General features: G+C 71.9%; 17 protein-coding genes. 8 read left to right on the top strand and 9 right to left on the bottom strand.

Annotation, left to right across the window (positions count from 1 at the left end; all coding sequences use genetic code 11):
- Positions 1 to 236: 236 nt before the first annotated feature.
- Positions 237 to 587 (top strand): WhiB family transcriptional regulator, encoded by a 351-nt coding sequence (locus OG730_RS19200; RefSeq protein ID WP_327305375.1) that lies wholly within the window; start codon positions 237 to 239, stop codon positions 585 to 587.
- Positions 588 to 616: 29 nt separating this feature from the next.
- On the opposite strand, the gene OG730_RS19195 is transcribed toward OG730_RS19200, so the two are convergent.
- Entirely contained in the window at positions 617 to 1963 is a 1347-nt protein-coding gene (locus OG730_RS19195) for an ATPase BagB (RefSeq protein ID WP_327305374.1), read from the bottom strand.
- A 23-nt stretch (positions 1964 to 1986) separates the two neighbouring features.
- Entirely contained in the window at positions 1987 to 2967 is a 981-nt protein-coding gene (locus OG730_RS19190) for an ATPase BagA (RefSeq protein ID WP_327305373.1), read from the bottom strand.
- A gap of 76 nt (positions 2968 to 3043) precedes the next feature.
- On the opposite strand from OG730_RS19190, the gene OG730_RS19185 reads away from it, so the two are divergent.
- The 4 genes from OG730_RS19185 (at position 3044) to OG730_RS19170 (ending at position 5659) form a co-directional block, all read left to right on the top strand.
- On the top strand, positions 3044 to 3208 hold the full coding sequence (locus tag OG730_RS19185) for a Sp36 family protein (RefSeq protein ID WP_112447450.1): 165 nt from the start codon (positions 3044 to 3046) through the stop codon (positions 3206 to 3208).
- On the top strand, positions 3205 to 3678 hold the full coding sequence (locus tag OG730_RS19180) for a RidA family protein (protein ID WP_266906135.1): 474 nt from the start codon (positions 3205 to 3207) through the stop codon (positions 3676 to 3678). The genes OG730_RS19185 and OG730_RS19180 overlap by 4 nt, the downstream gene beginning before the upstream one ends.
- 182 nt (positions 3679 to 3860) lie before the next feature.
- On the top strand, positions 3861 to 4817 hold the full coding sequence (locus tag OG730_RS19175; protein WP_327305372.1) for an NUDIX hydrolase: 957 nt from the start codon (positions 3861 to 3863) through the stop codon (positions 4815 to 4817).
- On the top strand, positions 4814 to 5659 hold the full coding sequence (locus tag OG730_RS19170) for an MBL fold metallo-hydrolase (protein ID WP_327305371.1): 846 nt from the start codon (positions 4814 to 4816) through the stop codon (positions 5657 to 5659). Before OG730_RS19175 ends, OG730_RS19170 begins: the two co-directional genes overlap by 4 nt.
- A 16-nt stretch (positions 5660 to 5675) precedes the next feature.
- On the opposite strand, the gene OG730_RS19165 is transcribed toward OG730_RS19170, so the two are convergent.
- Both OG730_RS19165 and OG730_RS19160 read right to left on the bottom strand, forming a co-directional pair.
- Positions 5676 to 6485, bottom strand: coding sequence for a nucleotidyltransferase domain-containing protein (locus tag OG730_RS19165; protein ID WP_327305370.1), 810 nt, complete (start codon positions 6483 to 6485; stop codon positions 5676 to 5678).
- A gap of 151 nt (positions 6486 to 6636) precedes the next feature.
- A complete protein-coding gene (locus tag OG730_RS19160; RefSeq protein ID WP_003981529.1) occupies positions 6637 to 7311 on the bottom strand; it encodes a Crp/Fnr family transcriptional regulator in 675 nt (224 codons plus the stop codon).
- A 397-nt stretch (positions 7312 to 7708) separates the two neighbouring features.
- Here OG730_RS19160 and nth point away from each other — a divergent pair, with 397 nt between their 5' ends.
- From nth to OG730_RS19145, 3 genes are all read left to right on the top strand, one after another.
- Positions 7709 to 8518: an endonuclease III gene (gene nth, locus OG730_RS19155; RefSeq protein WP_327305369.1), complete on the top strand. Its 810-nt coding sequence runs from the start codon at positions 7709 to 7711 to the stop codon at positions 8516 to 8518.
- A 138-nt stretch (positions 8519 to 8656) separates the two neighbouring features.
- A complete protein-coding gene (locus tag OG730_RS19150) occupies positions 8657 to 9421 on the top strand; it encodes an NUDIX hydrolase (protein WP_327305368.1) in 765 nt (254 codons plus the stop codon).
- Between the two features lie 13 nt (positions 9422 to 9434).
- The gene (locus OG730_RS19145; RefSeq protein WP_327309334.1) at positions 9435 to 10637 is read left to right on the top strand and encodes a MarP family serine protease; all 1203 of its coding nucleotides are present in this window, start codon (positions 9435 to 9437) and stop codon (positions 10635 to 10637) included.
- 384 nt (positions 10638 to 11021) lie between these two features.
- Here OG730_RS19145 and OG730_RS19140 read toward each other — a convergent pair whose 3' ends face one another.
- The 5 genes from OG730_RS19140 to OG730_RS19120 form a co-directional block, all read right to left on the bottom strand.
- A complete protein-coding gene (locus tag OG730_RS19140; protein ID WP_327305367.1) occupies positions 11022 to 11990 on the bottom strand; it encodes an alpha/beta fold hydrolase in 969 nt (322 codons plus the stop codon).
- Positions 11987 to 12445 carry a phage holin family protein gene (locus tag OG730_RS19135; RefSeq protein WP_327305366.1) on the bottom strand — a complete coding sequence of 153 codons (459 nt, stop codon included), beginning with the start codon at positions 12443 to 12445 and terminating at the stop codon, positions 11987 to 11989. Before OG730_RS19135 ends, OG730_RS19140 begins: the two co-directional genes overlap by 4 nt.
- Before the next feature lie 60 nt (positions 12446 to 12505).
- On the bottom strand, positions 12506 to 13939 hold the full coding sequence (nhaA, locus tag OG730_RS19130) for a Na+/H+ antiporter NhaA (protein WP_442814956.1): 1434 nt from the start codon (positions 13937 to 13939) through the stop codon (positions 12506 to 12508).
- 210 nt (positions 13940 to 14149) lie between these two features.
- Positions 14150 to 16105: an acetate--CoA ligase gene (gene acs / locus OG730_RS19125; RefSeq protein WP_327305364.1), complete on the bottom strand. Its 1956-nt coding sequence runs from the start codon at positions 16103 to 16105 to the stop codon at positions 14150 to 14152.
- Between the two features lie 267 nt (positions 16106 to 16372).
- Positions 16373 to 18796: a SulP family inorganic anion transporter gene (locus OG730_RS19120; protein ID WP_327305363.1), complete on the bottom strand. Its 2424-nt coding sequence runs from the start codon at positions 18794 to 18796 to the stop codon at positions 16373 to 16375.
- Positions 18797 to 18877: the final 81 nt, after the last annotated feature.

The following is an 18877-nucleotide window of genomic DNA, read 5'->3' as shown; positions in this document are numbered from 1 at the left end:
CCCTGTGATCAGCGTGCCCCGCCGATTTCACCCAAATCACCGGAATGGTCGGGCATGTCGCAGGATCACTCCGTCGGGTGATCTGCCGCTTACCCATAGTCCGTTCGGACCATTCAAGATTGGGCCCGTCGGGGGTGTTGCACTGTGCCCGCCTTCCGTAACGTCCTCAACTGGCAGCGGTGAATATGCCGCTACCGCCGTGGGGGAGCCTCGATTCGGGAGAGGACGGCGCCGGGATGGGCTGGGTTACCGACTGGAGTGCGCAGGCAGCCTGCCGCACTACCGATCCGGATGAACTGTTCGTTCAAGGAGCGGCACAGAACAGGGCCAAGGCGGTGTGCACCGGATGTCCGGTGCGGACCGAGTGCCTGGCCGACGCGCTCGACAATCGTGTCGAGTTCGGAGTGTGGGGCGGAATGACCGAGCGGGAACGACGTGCGCTGTTGCGCCGGCGGCCCACCGTCACCTCGTGGCGGCGCCTGCTCGAAACCGCACGCACGGAGTACGAGCGCAGTACGGGCATCCTCACCATGGATGACGAGGACGAGTTGGGCGTTCCGTACGAGACGTACGCGGCAGCCGGGTAGACCACCCGGGCACCACGTCGTAGGAACGCCTACGCTCCGGCCGGAACCCCGGTCGCGAGTCGCTCTCCGATGGCCCGCAGCCCGGCGAGGTCGTGTACGTCGCCGGGCAGGGCGGCCACTTGGGCCACCGCCACCTCGGGGTGCAGCGAGGTGAAGCGGTCACGCGTGCGCTGTTCGCGCGCGATGACCTGCATGCGCTCCGCGTGCAGGCGGAGCAGTCCTGCCGTGATCACGTCCACGTCGGCGTCCGCGTCGGCGTCCGTGGCGTCTGTGGCGGCTTCTACGGGGTCGGCGCCGGTCTCTCGCTCCGTGCGGGTGTCGGTGTCGGTGTCGGTCTCCGTATCGGTCTCCGGGTCAGTCTCCGCATCGGTCTCCGTGGAGTCACGAAGTCCAGCTTTCCCGGACTCCTGATCCACAATGCAGCCTTCTTCAAGATTCTCCGCGGCGGCCAACGCCCGCTCCGCGGAGAGCTGTTCGGCGTCGCTGCCGTGCACCCGGTTCAGTACGAGCCCGGCCAGCGGCATCCGCTCCGCGGCCAGCCGCTCCACGAAGTACGCGGCCTCGCGCAACGCGTCCGGTTCGGGCGCGGAGACCACGAGGAACGCGGTACCGGGGGCCTGGAGGAGCCGGAAGGTCGCGTCCGCGCGGGTGCGGAAGCCTCCGAACATCGTGTCCATGGCGGCCACGAAGGTCTGTACGTCCTTCAGCAGCGAGGCACCCATCAGCTTGCTCAGCGTGCCCGTCATCATCGACATGCCGACATTGAGGAACTTCATCCCCGCCCGGCCGCCCACCTTCGCCGGAGCCATCAGCACCCGGATGAACTTCCCGTCCAGGAAGGACCCCAGGCGCCCCGGCGCGTCCAGGAAGTCCAGCGCGGAGCGGCTCGGCGGGGTGTCCACCACGATCAGGTCCCAGTCGTCCCGGGCCCGCAGCTGCCCCAGCTTCTCCATCGCCATGTACTCCTGCGTGCCCGCGAAGCCGGCCGACAGGGACTGGTAGAAGGGGTTGGCCAGGATGGCCTGCGCCCGCTCGGGGTCGGAGTGGCCCTCGACGATCTCGTCGAAGGTCCGCTTCATGTCGAGCATCATGGCGTGCAGTTCGCCGCCGTTCCCGTTCCCGGACACCCCGTCGACCCTGCGCGGGGTGTTGTCGAGCGAGTCGATCCCCATCGACTGGGCCAGCCTGCGGGCCGGGTCGATGGTCAGGACGACCACCTTGCGGCCGCGCTCGGCCGCCCGTACCCCGAGCGCCGCGGCGGTCGTGGTCTTGCCGACCCCGCCCGCCCCGCAGCACACGATGATCCGGGTCTGCGGATCGTCCAACAGCCGGTCGACGTCCAGCCGCGGGGGAGCGTCCATCGTCGCCTCCGTCATCGCTTCCACCGTCCCGGCCCCCTTCATTCCTCGCCCACCTGCTTGCGCAGCTCCGCGGCGAGCCCGTAGAGCCCGGCCAGGTCGATCCCCGCGCCGAGCAGGGGGAGTTCGTACGTGGCCGCGTCCAGCCCCGCCAGGACGGTGCGCTGGGCGCGCTCCAGCTCCACCCGGCCCGCGTGCTCCGAGGCCTGCGCGAGCAGCGGGTCCACCAGCCGGTCGGCCGGGCCGCCGCGCCGGGCGCTGCCCAGGCCGGCCCGGGACAGCGCCCCGGAGAGCTCGGCGCGCCGCTCGCCGGCGGCGGCGCGCAGGGCGTCCTCGTCGAGGTGGTGCGGCCGGACCATGTTGACGATGACCCGTCCCACGGGCAGGCCCGCCCGCCGCAGTTCGGCGATCCCGTCGGCGGTCTCCTGCACGGGCATCTCCTCCAGGAGGGTGACCAGGTGCACGGCCGTGTCGGGGGACTTGAGCACCTTCATGACGGCCTGCGCCTGGTTGTGGATCGGCCCGAACCGGGCCAGGCCCGCCACCTCGTCGTTGACGTTCAGGAAGCGGGTGATCCGCCCGGTCGGCGGAGCGTCCATGATCACGTGGTCGTAGACGAACCTGCCGCTCTTGTCCTTGCGCCGGACCGCCTCGCAGGCCTTGCCGGTCAGGAGCACGTCCCGCAGCCCCGGCGCGATGGTCGTCGCGAAGTCGATGGCGCCGAGCTTCTTGAGGGCGCGGCCGGCCGACCCGAGCTTGTAGAACATCTGGAGGTAGTCGAGGAGGGCCCGCTCCGCGTCGATGGCGAGCGCGTAGACCTCCCCGCCGCCCGAGGCGACGGCGATCTTCCGGTCCTCGTAGGGGAGCGCCTCCGCCCCGAAGACCTGGGCGAGGCCCTGCCTGCCCTCGACCTCCACCAGAAGAGTCCGCCTGCCCTCGCGTGCGAGGGCGAGCGCGAGTGCCGCGGCGACCGTGGTCTTGCCGGTGCCGCCCTTGCCGCTGACCACCTGGAGCCTGCTCACAGGGCCCGAGCCTAATTCCTCCCGGGCGGCGGCGGTGGTGGCGGGGCCCCGCACGGCAGGCACTACGCTCGCTCCCATGACCAAGAAGTTCGAATACGCGACCGTCCCGCTGCTGGTCCACGCCACCAAGCAGATCCTGGACACCTGGGGCGAGGACGGCTGGGAGCTCGTCCAGGTCGTCCCCGGCCCGAACAACCCCGAGCAGCTCGTGGCCTACCTGAAGCGGGAGAAGGCGGCATGAGCGGAGTCGTCGAGGCGAAGCTGGCCGAACTCGGCCTGACCCTGCCCGAGGTCGTCCCGCCGCTGGCCACGTACCAGCCGGCCGTCCGGTCGGGCGCCTACGTGTACACCGCGGGCCAGCTCCCGATGGTCAAGGGCAACCTGCCGGTCACCGGCAAGGTCGGCGCCGAGGTCTCGGCGGAGCAGGCCAAGGAACTGGCCGCGACCTGCGCGCTGAACGCGCTCGCCGCGGTGAAGTCCGTCATCGGCGACCTCGACAAGATCGCGCGCGTCGTGAAGGTGGTGGGCTTCATCGCCTCCGCCCCCGACTTCACGGCCCAGCCGGGCGTGTTGAACGGCGCGAGCGAGCTGCTGGGCGCGGTTCTCGGCGACAAGGGCGTGCACGCCCGCAGCGCGGTCGGCGTGGCGGTCCTCCCGCTGGACGCCCCGGTCGAGATCGAGATCCAGGTCGAGCTGGTCCCGGGAGCCTGACCCCACCTCACCGTCTGCCCCGGAGGGGCTGGAGCTGCCCGCAGGGCGGCTCCAGCCCCTCCGGCGTCTTTCCAGCCGTCCGGCGTTCGAGGAGCCGGGTCCGGGGCGGAGCCCCGGGTCTTTCGGGCCGTGCGCGGAGGCCACCCCTCGAACATCGGCCCGGATGCCCGTAGCATCCCGCCATGCCGAATGGTCAGTACGGTCAGCAAGAGACCTCCGCCGGAGGTCAGTGGTACCCGCCGGAGTGGCCCGACCGGATCCGCGCGCTCGCGGACGGCGCCCTCACCCCGGTGGAACCCAGGCGCGCCGCCACCGTGATGCTGCTGCGCGACACCCCCGACGGCCCCGCCGTGCACATGCTCCGCCGCCGCGCCGAGATGGCCTTCGCCGGAGGCGCCTACGCGTATCCCGGCGGCGGTGTGGACCCCCGCGACGAGGACCACCTCATCGGCTGGGCCGGCCCGAGCCGCGCCGAGTGGGCCGAGCGCCTGGGCACCGACCCCGCCACCGCCCAGGCGATCGTCTGCGGAGCCGTCCGCGAGACCTTCGAGGAGGCCGGGGTCCTGCTCGCGGGCGAGTCCGCGGACACCGTCGTCGGCGACACCACCGGCGAGGACTGGGAGGCCGCCCGCGCGGCGCTGGTCGCCCGGGAGCTGTCCTTCGCCGAGTTCCTCGACCGCCGGGGCCTGGTCCTGCGCTCCGACCTGCTCGGCGCGTGGGCCCGCTGGATCACCCCGGAGTTCGAGCCGCGCCGCTACGACACCTGGTTCTTCGTCGCGGCCCTCCCCGAGGGCCAGCGCACCCGCAACGCCTCCACCGAGGCCGACCGCACGGTCTGGATCCGCCCGGCCGACGCCGCCGCCGGCTACGACAAGGGCGAGCTGCTGATGATGCCGCCCACCATCACCACCCTGCGCTCCCTGGAGCCGTACGGGAGCCCCGCCGAGGCCCTCGCGGCGGCCGGAGGCCAGGACCTGACCCCGGTGCTCGCCAAGGCCACCCTCACGGACGGGGAGCTCGTGCTCAGCTGGCCGGGCCACGACGAGTTCACCAAGCGCGTCCGCCTCACGACGCCCGGCACCCCGGGCCCCGGCCCCGCCGGCCGAGGCCCCGCGCACCCGGGAGGAGCCCCCGCATGACCGATGCCGCCGCCCTGCCCGGCCAGCCCCGCGGGATGGTCGTCTCCGGCCCCGCCACCGCCCGCGCGGTCAATGTCCTGGCCCCGAACGCCTCCGCGATGACCCTCGACGGCACCAACACCTGGCTGGTCTCCGAGCCCGGCTCCGACCTGGCCGTCGTGATCGACCCCGGGCCGCTGGACGACGTACACCTGCGCGCTGTCGTCGCCGCCGCCGAGGGGGCGGGCAAGCGGGTGGCGCTCACCCTCCTGACCCACGGCCACCCCGACCACGCGGAGGGCGCGGCCCGCTTCGCCGAGCTGACCCGGACGAAGGTCCGCGCCCTGGACCCGGCCCTGCGCCTGGGCGACGAAGGGCTGGCCGCCGGGGACGTCATCCGCACGGGCGGTCTGGAACTGCGCGTGGTTCCGACGCCCGGCCACACCGCGGACTCGCTCTGCTTCCACCTGCCCGCCGACCGGGCGGTCCTGACCGGCGACACGATCCTGGGGCGCGGCACCACCGTCGTCGCGCACCCCGACGGGCGCCTGGGCGACTACCTGGACTCCCTGCGCCGGCTGCGCTCGCTGACCGTCGACGACGGGGTCCACACGGTGCTCCCGGGGCACGGGCCGGTCCTGGACGACGCGCAGGGCGCGGTGGAGTTCTACCTCGCCCACCGGGCGCACCGCCTCGCGCAGATCGAGACGGCGGTGGAGAACGGCCTGACCACGCCCGAGGCGGTCGTCGCCCACGTCTACGCGGACGTGGACCGCTCGCTGTGGCCGGCCGCGGAGTGGTCCGTACGCGCGCAGCTGGAGTACCTGAAGGAGCACGGGCTGATCCCCGGGGCCCCGGACTGAACGGGCCGCACGCGTCCTAGCCCGCCGGGCGGGGCGTCTTCGCCCCGTGCCGGGCCGTGTACTCGTCCGCGAGCCACGGCCCGAGGTCCTCGACGTAGGCACGCAGCACGGCCGGGTCCGCGACCGGGTCCAGCGCGGCGGCGGCCGCGGCGCGCATCTGCTCGGCGCGCTCGGGGTAGTACTGCCCGAACACCTCCGCCGACTCGGTGAGGTCGCTGGTCCAGCCGCCCCACCGCGGCATGACCAGGGTGAACCCGGTCCGTACGAGGTGCCGCGAGACGCCGCGGCACAGCTTTCGGTAGTCCTCCGGCGTGGCCGCCGCACGGATCCGCTCGCGCACCCCGGGCAGCAGCTCGGCCAGGTCGCCGTTGGTCTCGCGGGCGAGCAGGCTGTCCGGACGGTACCGGGGCAGGTGCTCGGCCAGGTCCGCGCCGAGCAGCGGGGTGCACAGGACGGCGAGGAACCAGCCCAGGTCGTAACGTTCCTGCTCGCTCAGCAGCCGGTCCTTGCCGTACAGCAGGACCCCCACCCCGTCGATCTCCGGGAACTCCTCGTCGAGGCCGCGCGCCAGTGCCTCGGTGGTGTCGCGGTCCTCCCCGCCGGGCTCGTGGTGCAGGGCGATCAGCAGGTCGAGGTCGGACCGCCCGGGCCGGGCCGTCCCGCGCGGCACCGACCCGTAGAGGTAGGCGCTGTGCAGCCGTCGCCCGTACGCGTCCCCGATCCGCTCCCGCGCGGCGGCGACGACCGGGCGGAACGCGGTCTGCACCTGTCCGAGCGAGCCTTCGCGCTCGAAGTACCCGTACGTGTCGAGGCCTCTGTGCTCCATGGGTCCACTGTGCCCCCTGCGCAGCCAAAATCAGCCCCGCCGGCGTTTGAGGCGCGGGGGAGCGGGGGCGGAGCCCCCGGAACGTCGCCGCGGGAGCACGAAAAGAGGTCCCGCCCGACTGGGCAGGACCTCTCAACGGAGACGGGAAACGTCAGCGGGACCGCTTCGCCAGCCGCTCCACGTCCAGCAGGATCACCGCGCGAGCCTCCAGGCGGAGCCATCCGCGTCCCGCGAAGTCGGCCAGGGCCTTGTTCACGGTCTCGCGCGACGCGCCGACGAGCTGGGCCAGCTCCTCCTGCGTGAGGTCGTGCACGACGTGGATGCCCTCCTCCGACTGCACGCCGAAGCGGCGCGACAGGTCGAGGAGCGCACGGGCCACGCGGCCCGGAACGTCGGAGAAGACCAGGTCGGACATCTGGTCGTTGGTCTTGCGCAGGCGCCGCGCGACGGCGCGCAGCAGCGCGGTCGCCACCTCGGGCCGGGCGTTCAGCCAGGGCTGGAGGTCTCCGTGACCCAGACCCAGCAGCTTGACCTCGGTCAGCGCGGTGGCGGTGGCGGTGCGCGGGCCCGGGTCGAACAGCGACAGCTCGCCGATCAGCTCTCCGGGGCCGAGGACGGCCAGCATGTTCTCGCGGCCGTCGGGGGAGGTGCGGTGCAGCTTCACCTTGCCCTCGGTGACGACGTAGAGCCGGTCACCGGGGTCGCCCTCGTGGAACAGTGCGTCACCGCGTGCGAGGGTCACCTCGCCCATGGAGGCGCGGAGCTCCGCGGCCTGCTCGTCATCGAGCGCCGCGAAGAGCGGGGCACGCCGCAGTACGTCGTCCACGAGTCTCTCTCCTATGTCGACCAGCCAGGGGATCGCTCCCCCATTTTGCCGGACGGCTCAAACAGTGCGATCAATCACGTTCCTCACAAGGATGCCGGACGTACGGGTGTGCTGTGCGGCGAGAGGCCGATCGGGGTGGTGTTACCTGAGGTCCGGGATGGTCGTACCGGCTCCGTCCCGGACCTGCCGGGTGTCCAACAGGCCGGTGAGAGCACAGGCCAAGGGGTCCGGGGGAGTGACGACGACAGGAAATTCAGCCGTGGGCGAACATGGCCCGGTGGGGGCCCTCCCGGAGCAGTCACCCCCGCTCCAGGGCAAAGCTTCGGCCAAGAAACCCCTTCCGGGCGGAGGTCACGTCCGGCCACGGGCGAAGGGCCGCGCGGCGTAGCCTTCGGGGATGGCAGAGAGCAAGGTCAAGAAGGCCGGGGCGAAGCCGGAAAGCCATCTGGCGATGGTGCGGCGGGCGCGCAGGATCAACCGCGAGCTGGCGGAGGTCTATCCGTACGCGCACCCGGAGCTCGACTTCCGCAACCCCTTCGAGCTGCTGGTCGCCACCGTCCTGTCCGCGCAGACCACCGACCTGCGCGTGAACCAGACGACCCCGGCCCTCTTCGCCGCGTACCCGACCCCCGAGGACATGGCCGGAGCCGATCCGGAGGCGCTGGAGGAGATCATCCGGCCGACCGGGTTCTTCCGGGCGAAGTCCAAGTCCCTGCTCGGCCTCTCGCAGGCGCTGCGCGACAACTTCGGCGGCGAGGTGCCCGGCCGGATCGAGGACCTGGTCACGCTCCCCGGGGTCGGCCGCAAGACGGCGAACGTGGTCCTCGGCAACGCCTTCGGCGTCCCCGGCATCACGGTCGACACCCACTTCGGCCGGCTGGTGCGGCGCTGGAAGTGGACCGAGCAGGAGGACCCGGAGAAGGTCGAGGCGGAGATCTGCGCGATCTTCCCGAAGAGCGAGTGGACGATGCTGTCGCACCGCGTCGTCTTCCACGGCCGCCGGATCTGCCATTCCCGCAAGCCCGCCTGCGGGGCCTGCCCGATCGCACCGCTCTGCCCGGCCTACGGGGAGGGCGAGACCGATCCGGAGAAGGCGGCGAAGCTCCTGAAGTACGAGAAGGGCGGCCAGCCCGGCCAGCGGCTGTCTCCGCCCCCGGACTACCCGGGCCTCCCGGCGCCGGCCCGGCCGGGCCCGGCGGACGCCTGAGCCAAATCCAGCCTCGCCGGCGCTTGAGGCGCGGGGGTTCGGGGGCGGAGCCCCCGCAACGGCGCCGCACCCGCGAGGAACGAATCGCTACCCGCACCGCGTTTGGCGATGTGTGGGGGACCACGGACAGGGGTGCCTATGACAGAGGCCACGCAGAACCGCCGGGCGGACACCGCCGTGCCCGGCGCAGCCACCGCGCACGGGGCCCCGTACGAGACAAGGCGCGGCCGGCGCGGAAGCATCGACCTCCGCACCCAGGGCCTGCCCGGCTGGCTGGACCCCGTCGTCGAGGCGGCCCGGACGGTCCGGCCCACCCAGCTGAGCCGGTTCCTGCCCCCGGAGGACGGCCGCGGCCGCCAGTCCGCCGTACTGATCCTCTTCGGCGAGGGCCCGCGCGGCCCCGAGCTGCTGCTGATGGAGCGCGCGGGCACCCTGCGCTCGCACCCCGGCCAGCCCTCCTTCCCCGGCGGCGCCCTCGACCTCGAGGACGGCGACCCGCGCACCACCGGCCCGCTGCGGGCCGCCCTGCGCGAGGCCGAGGAGGAGACCGGTCTGGATCCGGCCGGGGTCCAGCTCTTCGGTGTGCTGCCCCCGCTCTACATCCCGGTCAGCGAGTTCGTCGTGACCCCGGTGCTCGGCTGGTGGCGCGCCCCCAGCCCGGTGGGCGTGGTCGACCCGGCCGAGACCGCCCGCGTCTTCACGGTGCCCGTGGCCGATCTCACGGACCCCCAGCACCGGGTCACCGTCGTGCACCCCGGTGGCTTCCAGGGCCCGGCCTTCACCGTGGAATCGGCTCTGGTCTGGGGTTTCACCGCCGGGGTGATCGACCGGATCCTGCACTTCGCCGGCTGGGAGCGCCCCTGGGACCGGTCCCGGGAAGTCCCGCTCGACTGGCGCGCATGAGACGGTGAGCCCTGTGAACGTGCTGGACATCTTGTTGCTGCTCGCCGCCGTATGGTTCGCGATCGTCGGCTACCGCCAGGGGTTCGTCGTCGGCATCCTGTCGGTGATCGGCTTCCTCGGCGGTGGTCTCGTCGCCGTGTCCCTGCTGCCCCTGATCTGGGACCGGGTCACCGACAACGGCACCCAGGTGTCCACCACGGTCGTCATCGTCGCCGTGGTCGTGATCATCATCTGTGCCTCGATCGGACAGGCGCTGACCACCCACCTGGGCAACAAGCTCCGGCGCCACATCACATGGTCCCCGGCCCGCGCGCTGGACGCGACGGGCGGCGCCCTGGTGAACGTGGTCGCGATGCTGCTGGTGGCCTGGCTGATCGGGTCCATGGTCGCCGGGACGTCCATTCCCACGCTGGGCAAGGAGGTCCGCAACTCCAAGGTGCTCTTCGGCGTCTCGCGGGTCCTTCCCGCGCAGGCGAACACCTGGTTCACGGACTTCAGTTCCACGCTGGCCCGCAACGGCTTCCCGCAGGTCTTCAGCCCCTTCTCCAACGAGCCGATCACCGAGGTCAAGCCGCCGGACCCGCTGCTCGCGCGCAGCACCGTGGCCGAGTACGCCAAGCAGTCGATCGTGAAGGTCGTCGGCACGGCGCCCGCGTGCAGCAAGGTCCTGGAGGGCACCGGCTTCGTCTTCGCGCCGGGCAAGGTGATGACCAACGCGCACGTCGTCGGCGGGGTCGGCGAACCGACCGTGCAGGTCGGCGGCGAGGGCAAGCTCTACGACGGCAAGGTCGTGCTCTACGACTGGGAGCGCGACATCGCCGTCCTGGACGTGCCCAGGCTGAAGGCGCCCGCGCTGGAGTTCACCGACAAGGACGCGGCGAGCGGCAGCGACGCCATCGTGGCGGGCTTCCCGGAGAACGGCTCGTACGACGTCCGCGCGGCGCGCGTGCGCGGCCGGATCAACGCCACCGGCCCGGACATCTACCACCGCGGAACCGTGCGGCGGGACGTCTACTCGCTGTACGCGACGGTCCGCCAGGGCAACTCCGGCGGCCCGCTGCTGACGCCCGAGGGCAAGGTGTACGGGGTCGTCTTCGCGAAGTCCCTCGACGACCCCAACACCGGTTACGCCCTGACCGCGGACGAGATCCGCGAGGACATCCGGTCCGGTGCGACGGCGGACCGGCGGGTCAACAGCCAGGGTTGCGCCCTCTGAGCCCTACGGGAGCCTTGAGGGGCTCCCGTAGCGCCGTTCCGGGGCCGGTGGGGCCCGGTGGGCCCTGTCGGCTTCCCGAGCCCCGTGTCTACGTACGCTGGTGCCTGAGCCGGGCGGAGACCCAGCGGGCCCGCCGGCGCAGGATGCGCGGAATTCCGAGTCGGGGGTCGTCGTGGCCTGCGCGGCCCTGCCCCCTGTGCGTGCCCGGCGTGACCGTCGAGCGGCGTTCGTGTGCGGTGTCACCGTAGTCGTGCGTCCAGCTCATACTCCGAGCTGTGCCCGGGGCCCAAGGTCGGTAATCGCGTTGGGGACGGCTAATTGGCCTATGCGTCAGGCAATTGAATGCTTGTCATATAAGCAACTCGGGGGTAGTGGGCACCCGGCTCAGCGGTCCGGCTCGGGATCCTTCAGCCAGTTGACCAGCTCCGCCGAGAACGCCGCCGGGTCCTCTTCGTGCGGAAAGTGCCCGAGCCCGTCGAAGAGCCGCCAGCGGTACGGGGCTTCGACGTACTGCCCCGACCCCGCCGCGCTCCGCGTCCGCATCACCGGATCGAGCGAGCCGTGCAGGTGCAGCGTGGGCACCCGCACCGGCCGCTTCATGCGCCGGTTGAACTGCAGTCCGTCGGGCCGGGCCATGGACCGCATCATCCAGCGGTACGGCTCGACCGAGCAGTGCGCCGTGGAGGGGATGCACATCGCGCGCCGGTACACCGCGACGTCCTCCTCGTCGGGGAGCCGCGGGCCCGACCAGTCCCGGAGCAGTTCACCGACGAGCGCCCCGTCGTCGGCGACGAGCTGACGCTCGGGCACGAACGGCCGCTGGAAGCCCCAGATGTGCGAGCTGGCGCGGGTCTGCCCGAAGTCGGACAGCATCGCGGACCGCCAGCGGCGCGGATGCGGCATCGAGGACACCACGAGCCGGCGCACCAGCTTCGGCCGCATCACCGCCGCCGTCCAGGCGAGGTAGCCGCCCAGGTCGTGCCCCACGAGGGCCGCGTCGGGCTCGCCGAGGGACCGTACGACCCCGGTGATGTCGAGCGCCAGGTTGGCGGGGTCGTAGCCGCGGGGGGTGCGGTCGCTGCCGCCCACCCCGCGCAGGTCCATCGCGACCGCCCGGTAGCCCGCGTCGGCCAGCGCGGTCATCTGGTGCCGCCACGTCCACCAGAACTGCGGGAACCCGTGCAGGAGCAGCACCAGCGGTCCGTCACCCAGCTCGGCGACGTGGAACCGCGCCCCGTTGGCCGCGACGTCCCGGTGCGTCACTTCTCGCCCGCCGGGGAGGGGGATCCGGACCGCCGTGGCCGCGGTGGGGGGCGTACCGGACGTGCCGGAATCCGACGAGGGGGAGGTCATGAAGACGAGCGTGCCACACCCACGGCGTTGTCACTGACCGACCGGGCGTGGGGCTTGACGGTGCCGACGAGGGCCGCCGTCTCCTTGACCGAGGCGATGGTCTTCACCGGCGGCTTGATCTTCTTGAACTTCGCCATGGCGATCAGTCCGATCACGCCCGCGAGCAGCCAGAACGCCACACCGACGATCAGGAAGGCCCAGGCCAGCCCGAGTCCGAGGTTGTGGATCCCGTAGGCCGCCGCGAAGCTCAGCACCGGCAGCGAGAAGAGGAGGAGCACGCCGGCGACGATGGCGGCGCCGCTGCCGATGCCCGCGCGCTTGACGTCCTGCTTGATCTCCACCTTGGCGAGGGCGATCTCGTCGTGCACCAGGGCGGACATCTCGGCGGTGGCCGAGGCGACCAGCTGGCCGAGTGTGCGCTCGGCTCCTGGGGCCCCTTGGTCCACTGCGCTCATCGCTCTCTCCCTCTGTCGTCCGTCATCCGACTGCGACGGCTGTCCTGTCGTCAGGTCAGATCATGCCGGACGGCCGCCGTCGGCGCTGGACCCGCCCGGAGCTTCGGCCGCGGCCTCTTCGGCCCTGCGCAGGTGCTCGGCGGCCTTGGCCTCGTAGATCTTCGCCATCCGCAGGTGGTAGTCCGGCTTGTCCTGCTCGTAGATGTCGGGGATGCCGTCGAGGTCCTCGTCGCGCTCCTCCTCCTCGATGAGCGCCTTGTACTTCCGGTTGCGCATCTTCAGCAGGACGCACGCGAGGACCGCGGCGATCAGCGAACCGATCAGGACGGCGGCCTTGATCTCGTCCGTCAGGACGGGGTCGTCGGTGAAGGCGAGCTCGCCGATCAGGAGCGAGACGGTGAAGCCGATGCCGGCGAGCGAGGCGACCGCGAAGACGTCCGGCCAGGCGAGGTCGTCGTTCAGCTCGGCCTTGGTGAAGCGGGCGGCGAGCCAGGTACCGCCGAAGATGCCGACCGTCTTGCCGACGACGAGGCCGAGCACCACGCCGAGGGTCTCGGGCCGGGTGAAGACCTGGCCGATGGCCTCGTCGGACAGGGAGACGCCGGCGGAGAAGAGGGCGAAGAGCGGGACGGCCAGACCGGCGGAGACCGGCCGGACCAGGTGCTCGATGTGCTCGCCGGGGGAGTGCTCCTCGCCCTCCTTGCGGTGGCAGCGCAGCATCAGGCCCATGGCGACACCGGCGATGGTGGCGTGGACGCCGCTGTTGTACATCAGGCCCCAGATGACCAGGGCGAGCGGGACGTAGACGTACCAGCCGCGCACGCCTGCGCGGAGCAGGAACCAGAAGAGGACCAGGCCGACGACCGCCCCGCCGAGCGCCAGGAAGTTGATCTCGCTGGTGAAGAACACCGCGATGATCATGATGGCGAACAGGTCGTCGACGACGGCCAGGGTCAGCAGGAACGCCCGCAGGGCGGACGGCAGCGAGGTGCCGATGACGGCGAGGACGGCCAGGGCGAAGGCGATGTCGGTGGCGGTCGGAACCGCCCAGCCGTCCGTCGAGCCGTTGCCGAGCACGTTGGTCAGTACGTAGACCAGCGCGGGTACGGCCATGCCGCAGATCGCGGCGATCACCGGGAGCGCGGCGGCCTTGGCGTCGCGCAGGTCGCCCGCGACGAGTTCGCGCTTGAGCTCGATGCCGGCGACGAAGAAGAAGATGGCGAGCAGGCCGTCGGCCGCCCAGTGCTGGAGCGACAGGTCCAGGCCGAGGGCGGCGGGCCCGATGTGGAAGGAGCGGACGCTGTCGTAGCTCGCCGCGATGGCGGGCACGTTCGCCCAGATGAGTGCGGCGATCGCGGCCACGAGGAGGAGGACGCCGCCGACCGTCTCGGCGCGCAGGGCGTCGGCCACGAAGCGGCGCTCCGGCAGCGAGAGGCGGCCGAGGAGCTTGCGGCTCTGGTTGTCGGTGGGGCTGGGCGCGGCCACGGGGGGCACCTCCGGGGTGGGTTGGACGGCATGACGAAACGCGTTGCCGACCAGACTTCCCGGCGCACCCTGTGGAGTAATTCTTTAATGATCTAATACTTTACAGGGTGTACGCGTGGGCGTATCCGGTGATCGTCACTTTATGTGCGAAAGGGGCATCCGGCGCGGCGCGCCGGATGCCCCTTTCGTCGTGTCGTACGGCTATTGCCGGACCCTGTGTCAGTCCTCGCTGCCGGCGGCCGGCAGCTTGCTCTGGATCAGGTCCATGACCGAGGAGTCCGCGAGCGTGGTGACGTCGCCGACCGCGCGGTTCTCTGCCACGTCGCGCAGCAGGCGGCGCATGATCTTGCCCGAGCGGGTCTTCGGCAGCTCCTGCACGGGCAGGATGCGCTTCGGCTTGGCGATCGGGCCGAGCGTGGCGCCCACGTGGTTGCGCAGCTCCGCGACCAGCGTGTCCGTCTCGGAGGCGCTGCCGCGCAGGATGACGAAGGCCACGATGGCCTGGCCGGTGGTCTCGTCGGCCGCGCCGACGACGGCGGCCTCGGCGACCGAGGGGTGCGAGACGAGGGCGGACTCGACCTCGGTGGTGGAGATGTTGTGGCCGGAGACGAGCATGACGTCGTCGACGCGGCCGAGGAGCCAGATGTCGCCGTCCTCGTCCTTCTTGGCGCCGTCGCCCGCGAAGTACTTGCCCTCGAAGCGCGACCAGTAGGTGTCGATGTAGCGCTGGTCGTCGCCCCAGATGGTGCGCAGCATGGACGGCCACGGCTCGGTGAGGACCAGGTAGCCGCCTCCGCCGTTCGGGACCTCGTTCGCCTCGTCGTCCACGACGGTGGCGGCGATGCCGGGCAGCGCGCGCTGCGCGGAGCCCGGCTTGGTCTCGGTGACACCCGGCAGCGGGGAGATCATCATGGCGCCGGTCTCGGTCTGCCACCAGGTGTCCACGATCGGGCAGCGGTCGCCGCCGATGTGCTTGCGGTACCAGATCCAGGCCTCGGGGTTGATCGGCTCGCCGACCGAGCCCAGCACGCGCAGGCTGGAGAGGTCGAACTTCGCGGGGATGTCGTCGCCCCACTTCATGAACGTGCGGATCGCGGTGGGCGCGGTGTAGAGGATGGTGACGCCGTACTTCTGCACGACCTCCCAGAACCGGCCCTGGTGCGGGGTGTCCGGCGTGCCCTCGTACATCACCTGGGTGGCGCCGTTGGCGAGCGGCCCGTAGACGATGTAGGAGTGCCCGGTCACCCAGCCGATGTCGGCGGTGCACCAGTACACGTCCGACTCCGGCTTCAGGTCGAACACCGCGTGGTGGGTGTACGAGGCCTGCGTGAGGTAGCCGCCGGAGGTGTGCAGGATGCCCTTGGGCTTACCCGTGGTCCCCGAGGTGTACAGGATGAACAGCGGGTGCTCGGCGTCGAAGGCCTGCGGCGCGTGCTCGGCGGACTGCCGCTCGACGATCTCGTGCCACCAGACGTCGCGGCCCTCGGTGAAGGCGGTGTCCTGGCCGGTGCGGCGCACCACGAGGACGTGCTCGACCTGCGGGCACTTGGCGACGGCCTCGTCGATGGCGGGCTTCAGGGCGGAGGGCTTGCCCCGGCGGTAGCCGCCGTCGGAGGTGATGACCAGCTTCGCGTCGGCGTCCTGGATGCGGGAGGCGACGGCGTCGGCGGAGAAACCGCCGAAGACGACCGAGTGCGCGGCGCCCACCCGGGCGCACGCGAGCATCGCGACGACGGCCTCGGGGATCATCGGCAGGTAGACGGCGACCCGGTCGCCGGCCTGCACGCCCAGCTCGGTCAGGGCGTTCGCGGCCTTGGAGACCTCGTCCTTGAGCTGGGCGTAGGTGATCGAGCGGCTGTCGCCGGGCTCGCCCTCGAAGTGGATGGCCACGCGGTCGCCGTTGCCGGCCTCGACGTGGCGGTCCACGCAGTTGTAGGCGACGTTCAGCTTGCCGTCCGCGAACCACTTCGCGAAGGGCGGGTTGCTCCAGTCGAGCGTCTCGGTGGGCTCGGTGTCCCAGCTCAGCCGCCGCGCCTGCTCGGCCCAGAAGCCCAGCCGGTCCGCGTCGGCCTGTGCGTACGCAGCCTCAGTCACATTGGCGGCGGCGGCCAGATCGGCAGGCGGTGCGAACCGCCGCTCCTCCTTGAGCAGATTGGCCAGGCTTTCATTGCTCACGACGCATCTCCCTTTCCCAGGGTGTCCGTTGTGTCCCCGGTTGTGTCCCGGGCCTAGCTCATCAGTCAATGGCCCGGGTGACAAGAGGCTGCCGGGAATTGGTGTAGACCTATTACCCGGCCGGGCCCACGCGCGAGTGGCCCCCTCCCGCAGCAGGGTGCGGAAGGGGGCCACCGAGTGGCACGGATACGGGAGGGTATCGGTTCAAAGATCCCGCCGAGGATCCGGCGAAGGGTCTCGAGGGCGGGGTGCTACCCGTTTGGCCGTTCAGCCGCGCAGCGCGCCCGCGCCCACGGTGTCGAAGACCCGGCAGTCGAAGAAGTCCTGCCCCTCTGACAGCAGGTAGGCCTGCGCCTCGCCGACGTGGAAGTACATCCCGTGCAGCTCCAGCGTGCCCTCGGCGAGCCGTCGGGCCACCGATTCGTGGGCCTTCAGGTGCTCCAGCTGCTGCACCACATTGGTCAGGCAGAGCTGCTCCACGGCGTCCGCCGGCAGCCTTCCGGAGATCCGCGCCCAGGCGTGATGGCGGCTGGCCATCCGCTCCAGGCTCGGCAGCCCGTGCCGCAGCCACCTGCGCAGCGGGGTCATGGGGACCCCGGGCGCGGAGTTCAGCAGGGCCTGCATGGCCCCGCATCCCGAATGCCCGCACACGGTGATGCTGTCCACCTTCAGGACGTCCACGGCGTACTCGATGGCCGCCGCGACCGAGTCGTCCGTGGACTCGGCCCCCGGGAGGGGGACTAGGTTGCCGACGTTGCGGACCGTGAACAGGTCCCCGGGGCCGCTGGCCGTGATCATGCTGGTCACCAGGCGGGAGTCCGCACAGGTGAGGAAGAGCTGCGAGGGCCGCTGCCCCTCCCGGGCCAGCCGGGCCAGCTCCTCGCGCACGTGTGGAGCCGTGTCCCGCTGGAAGGCGCTGATCCCGTTGGCCAGTTGACCGGCGCCGCGTCCGCGGGGCCCGGCCGGCGCGGTGGGCTCCGGGGCCGGGGCGGGAGGTTCGGCCGGGCTCTCGGCCGTCGCCGGGCTCCCCGCGCCCGAGGCGTCCGTACGGGCCGCCGTGCCGCGGTGGTCGCAGTGGTTCTGCCACGGGGTCCAGGGCCGGCAGCACTGGTGGTCCCCGCGCTGCGCGCCGCGCTGGGCGCCGCGCTCGGCCCGCTGGGCCTGCTCCGCTTCGGCGATCCGGGCTCCCGACCGGCCGGTGACCTCCAGCGTGCCCCCGTGGGCCAGGTGGGAGTCCTGCCAGTCCTGGAGGGTCTCGTAGGCGGCGTGGTCCATGAACGAGCCGTCCAGCTCGATGACTGCGTGCCCGTGGTGCGGGATCTGGTTCAGCACCCGGCTCAGCCGCGGCACCGCCAGGAAGGTCAACTGTCCGCGGGCCCACACCCGGTGGACCCCGCTGTCGAGCTGCTCGACGGTGATCCGGGTCCGGGCCAGGCGGTGCAGGGCCAGGGCGACGGCCATCGCGATGCCGATGGCGACGCCCTCCAGGACCCCGCCGAGCACCACGGCCACGATGGTGGTGGCGTAGACGAGGATCTCGCGGTGCCGGGTGACGGTGCGCAGGTGCGTGGCGCTCACCATCTGCACGCCCACCGCCATCACCAGCGCGGCCAGTGCGGCGAGCGGGATCAGGTCGAGGACGGGGACGAGCAGCCCGGCGGCGAGCAGGATCCACAGCCCGTGCAGCATGGACGAACGGCGAGTGGTGGCACCGGCCTTGACGTTGGCCATGCTGCGGACGGCGCCGCCCGCGACGGGCAGTCCGCCCAGTGCCCCGGAGATGATGTTCGCGGCGCCCTGGCCGCGCAGTTCCCGGTTGAGGTCGGCCCGTGCCGGACGCTGACCGGTGCCCCGATGGGTGGCGATCAGCTTGTCGGTGGCCACGGCCGAGAGCAGGGATTCCACACTGCCGACCAGGGTGATGGTCAGGACGGCGGCGATGATGCCGAGGACCGGGCCCTCGGGCAGTTCGGGCAGTGCGTGGCTGCGCCAGGACGGCAGGTCCACCCGGGGCAGGCTGAGCCCGGCGAGGGCGGCGCAGGCCGTGGCGACGGCGACGGCGGCCAGCGCGGCGGGCACCTTGCGCAGGTTCCGCCCGGTGCGGCCCGGCAGTCGCGGCCAGGAGAGCAGGACGGCGAGGGTGAGCACGCTGACGCCGAGCGCGGCGGGATGCAGATCGGCCAACTGGTTGGGCAGTCCGCGGACGTTGGCCAGGGCGGAGCTCTGCGGGGTGCCGCCGAGCACGATGTGCAGCTGTGCCAGCGCGATCGTCACGCCGACACCGGCGAGCATCCCGTGGACGATCGCCGGGCTGACCATCAGCGCGGACCGGGCGGTGCGCAGTACGGCCAGGCCGAGCTGGCACAGACCGGCGAGCACCGTGATGGCACAGGTGGTGCGCCAGCCGTAGTGCTGGATCAACTCGGCGGTGACGACGGTGAGTCCGGTCGCGGGGCCGCTCACCTGGAGCGGCGTTCCGCCGAGCCGTGCGGCCAGGATCCCGCCGGCCGCCGCGGCGACGAGGCCCGCCTGGAGCGGGGCGCCCGTGGCCAGGGCGATGCCGAGCGAGAGCGGCAGGGCGATCAGGAAGACGGCGACGGAGGCGGAGAGGTCGGCTTGGAGGCCGGCCCGGCTGTCGGCCGGGAGGCCTTTGGCGGAGGGAGGGGAAGGGGGGGATGGGATGGCTGTCATAGGTCCCGTCTCCTCGGGGGAGGGGTGAAGCGGCGGGATTATCAACACTCGGTAAACGAACGGTAATGGAGAGTAAAGCCC

This window comes from Streptomyces sp. NBC_01298 (genome assembly GCF_035978755.1).
Lineage (GTDB): Bacteria > Actinomycetota > Actinomycetes > Streptomycetales > Streptomycetaceae > Streptomyces.
Note: the sequence above shows the minus strand (reverse complement) of the source record. Positions and strands in the feature narration are given on the sequence as shown.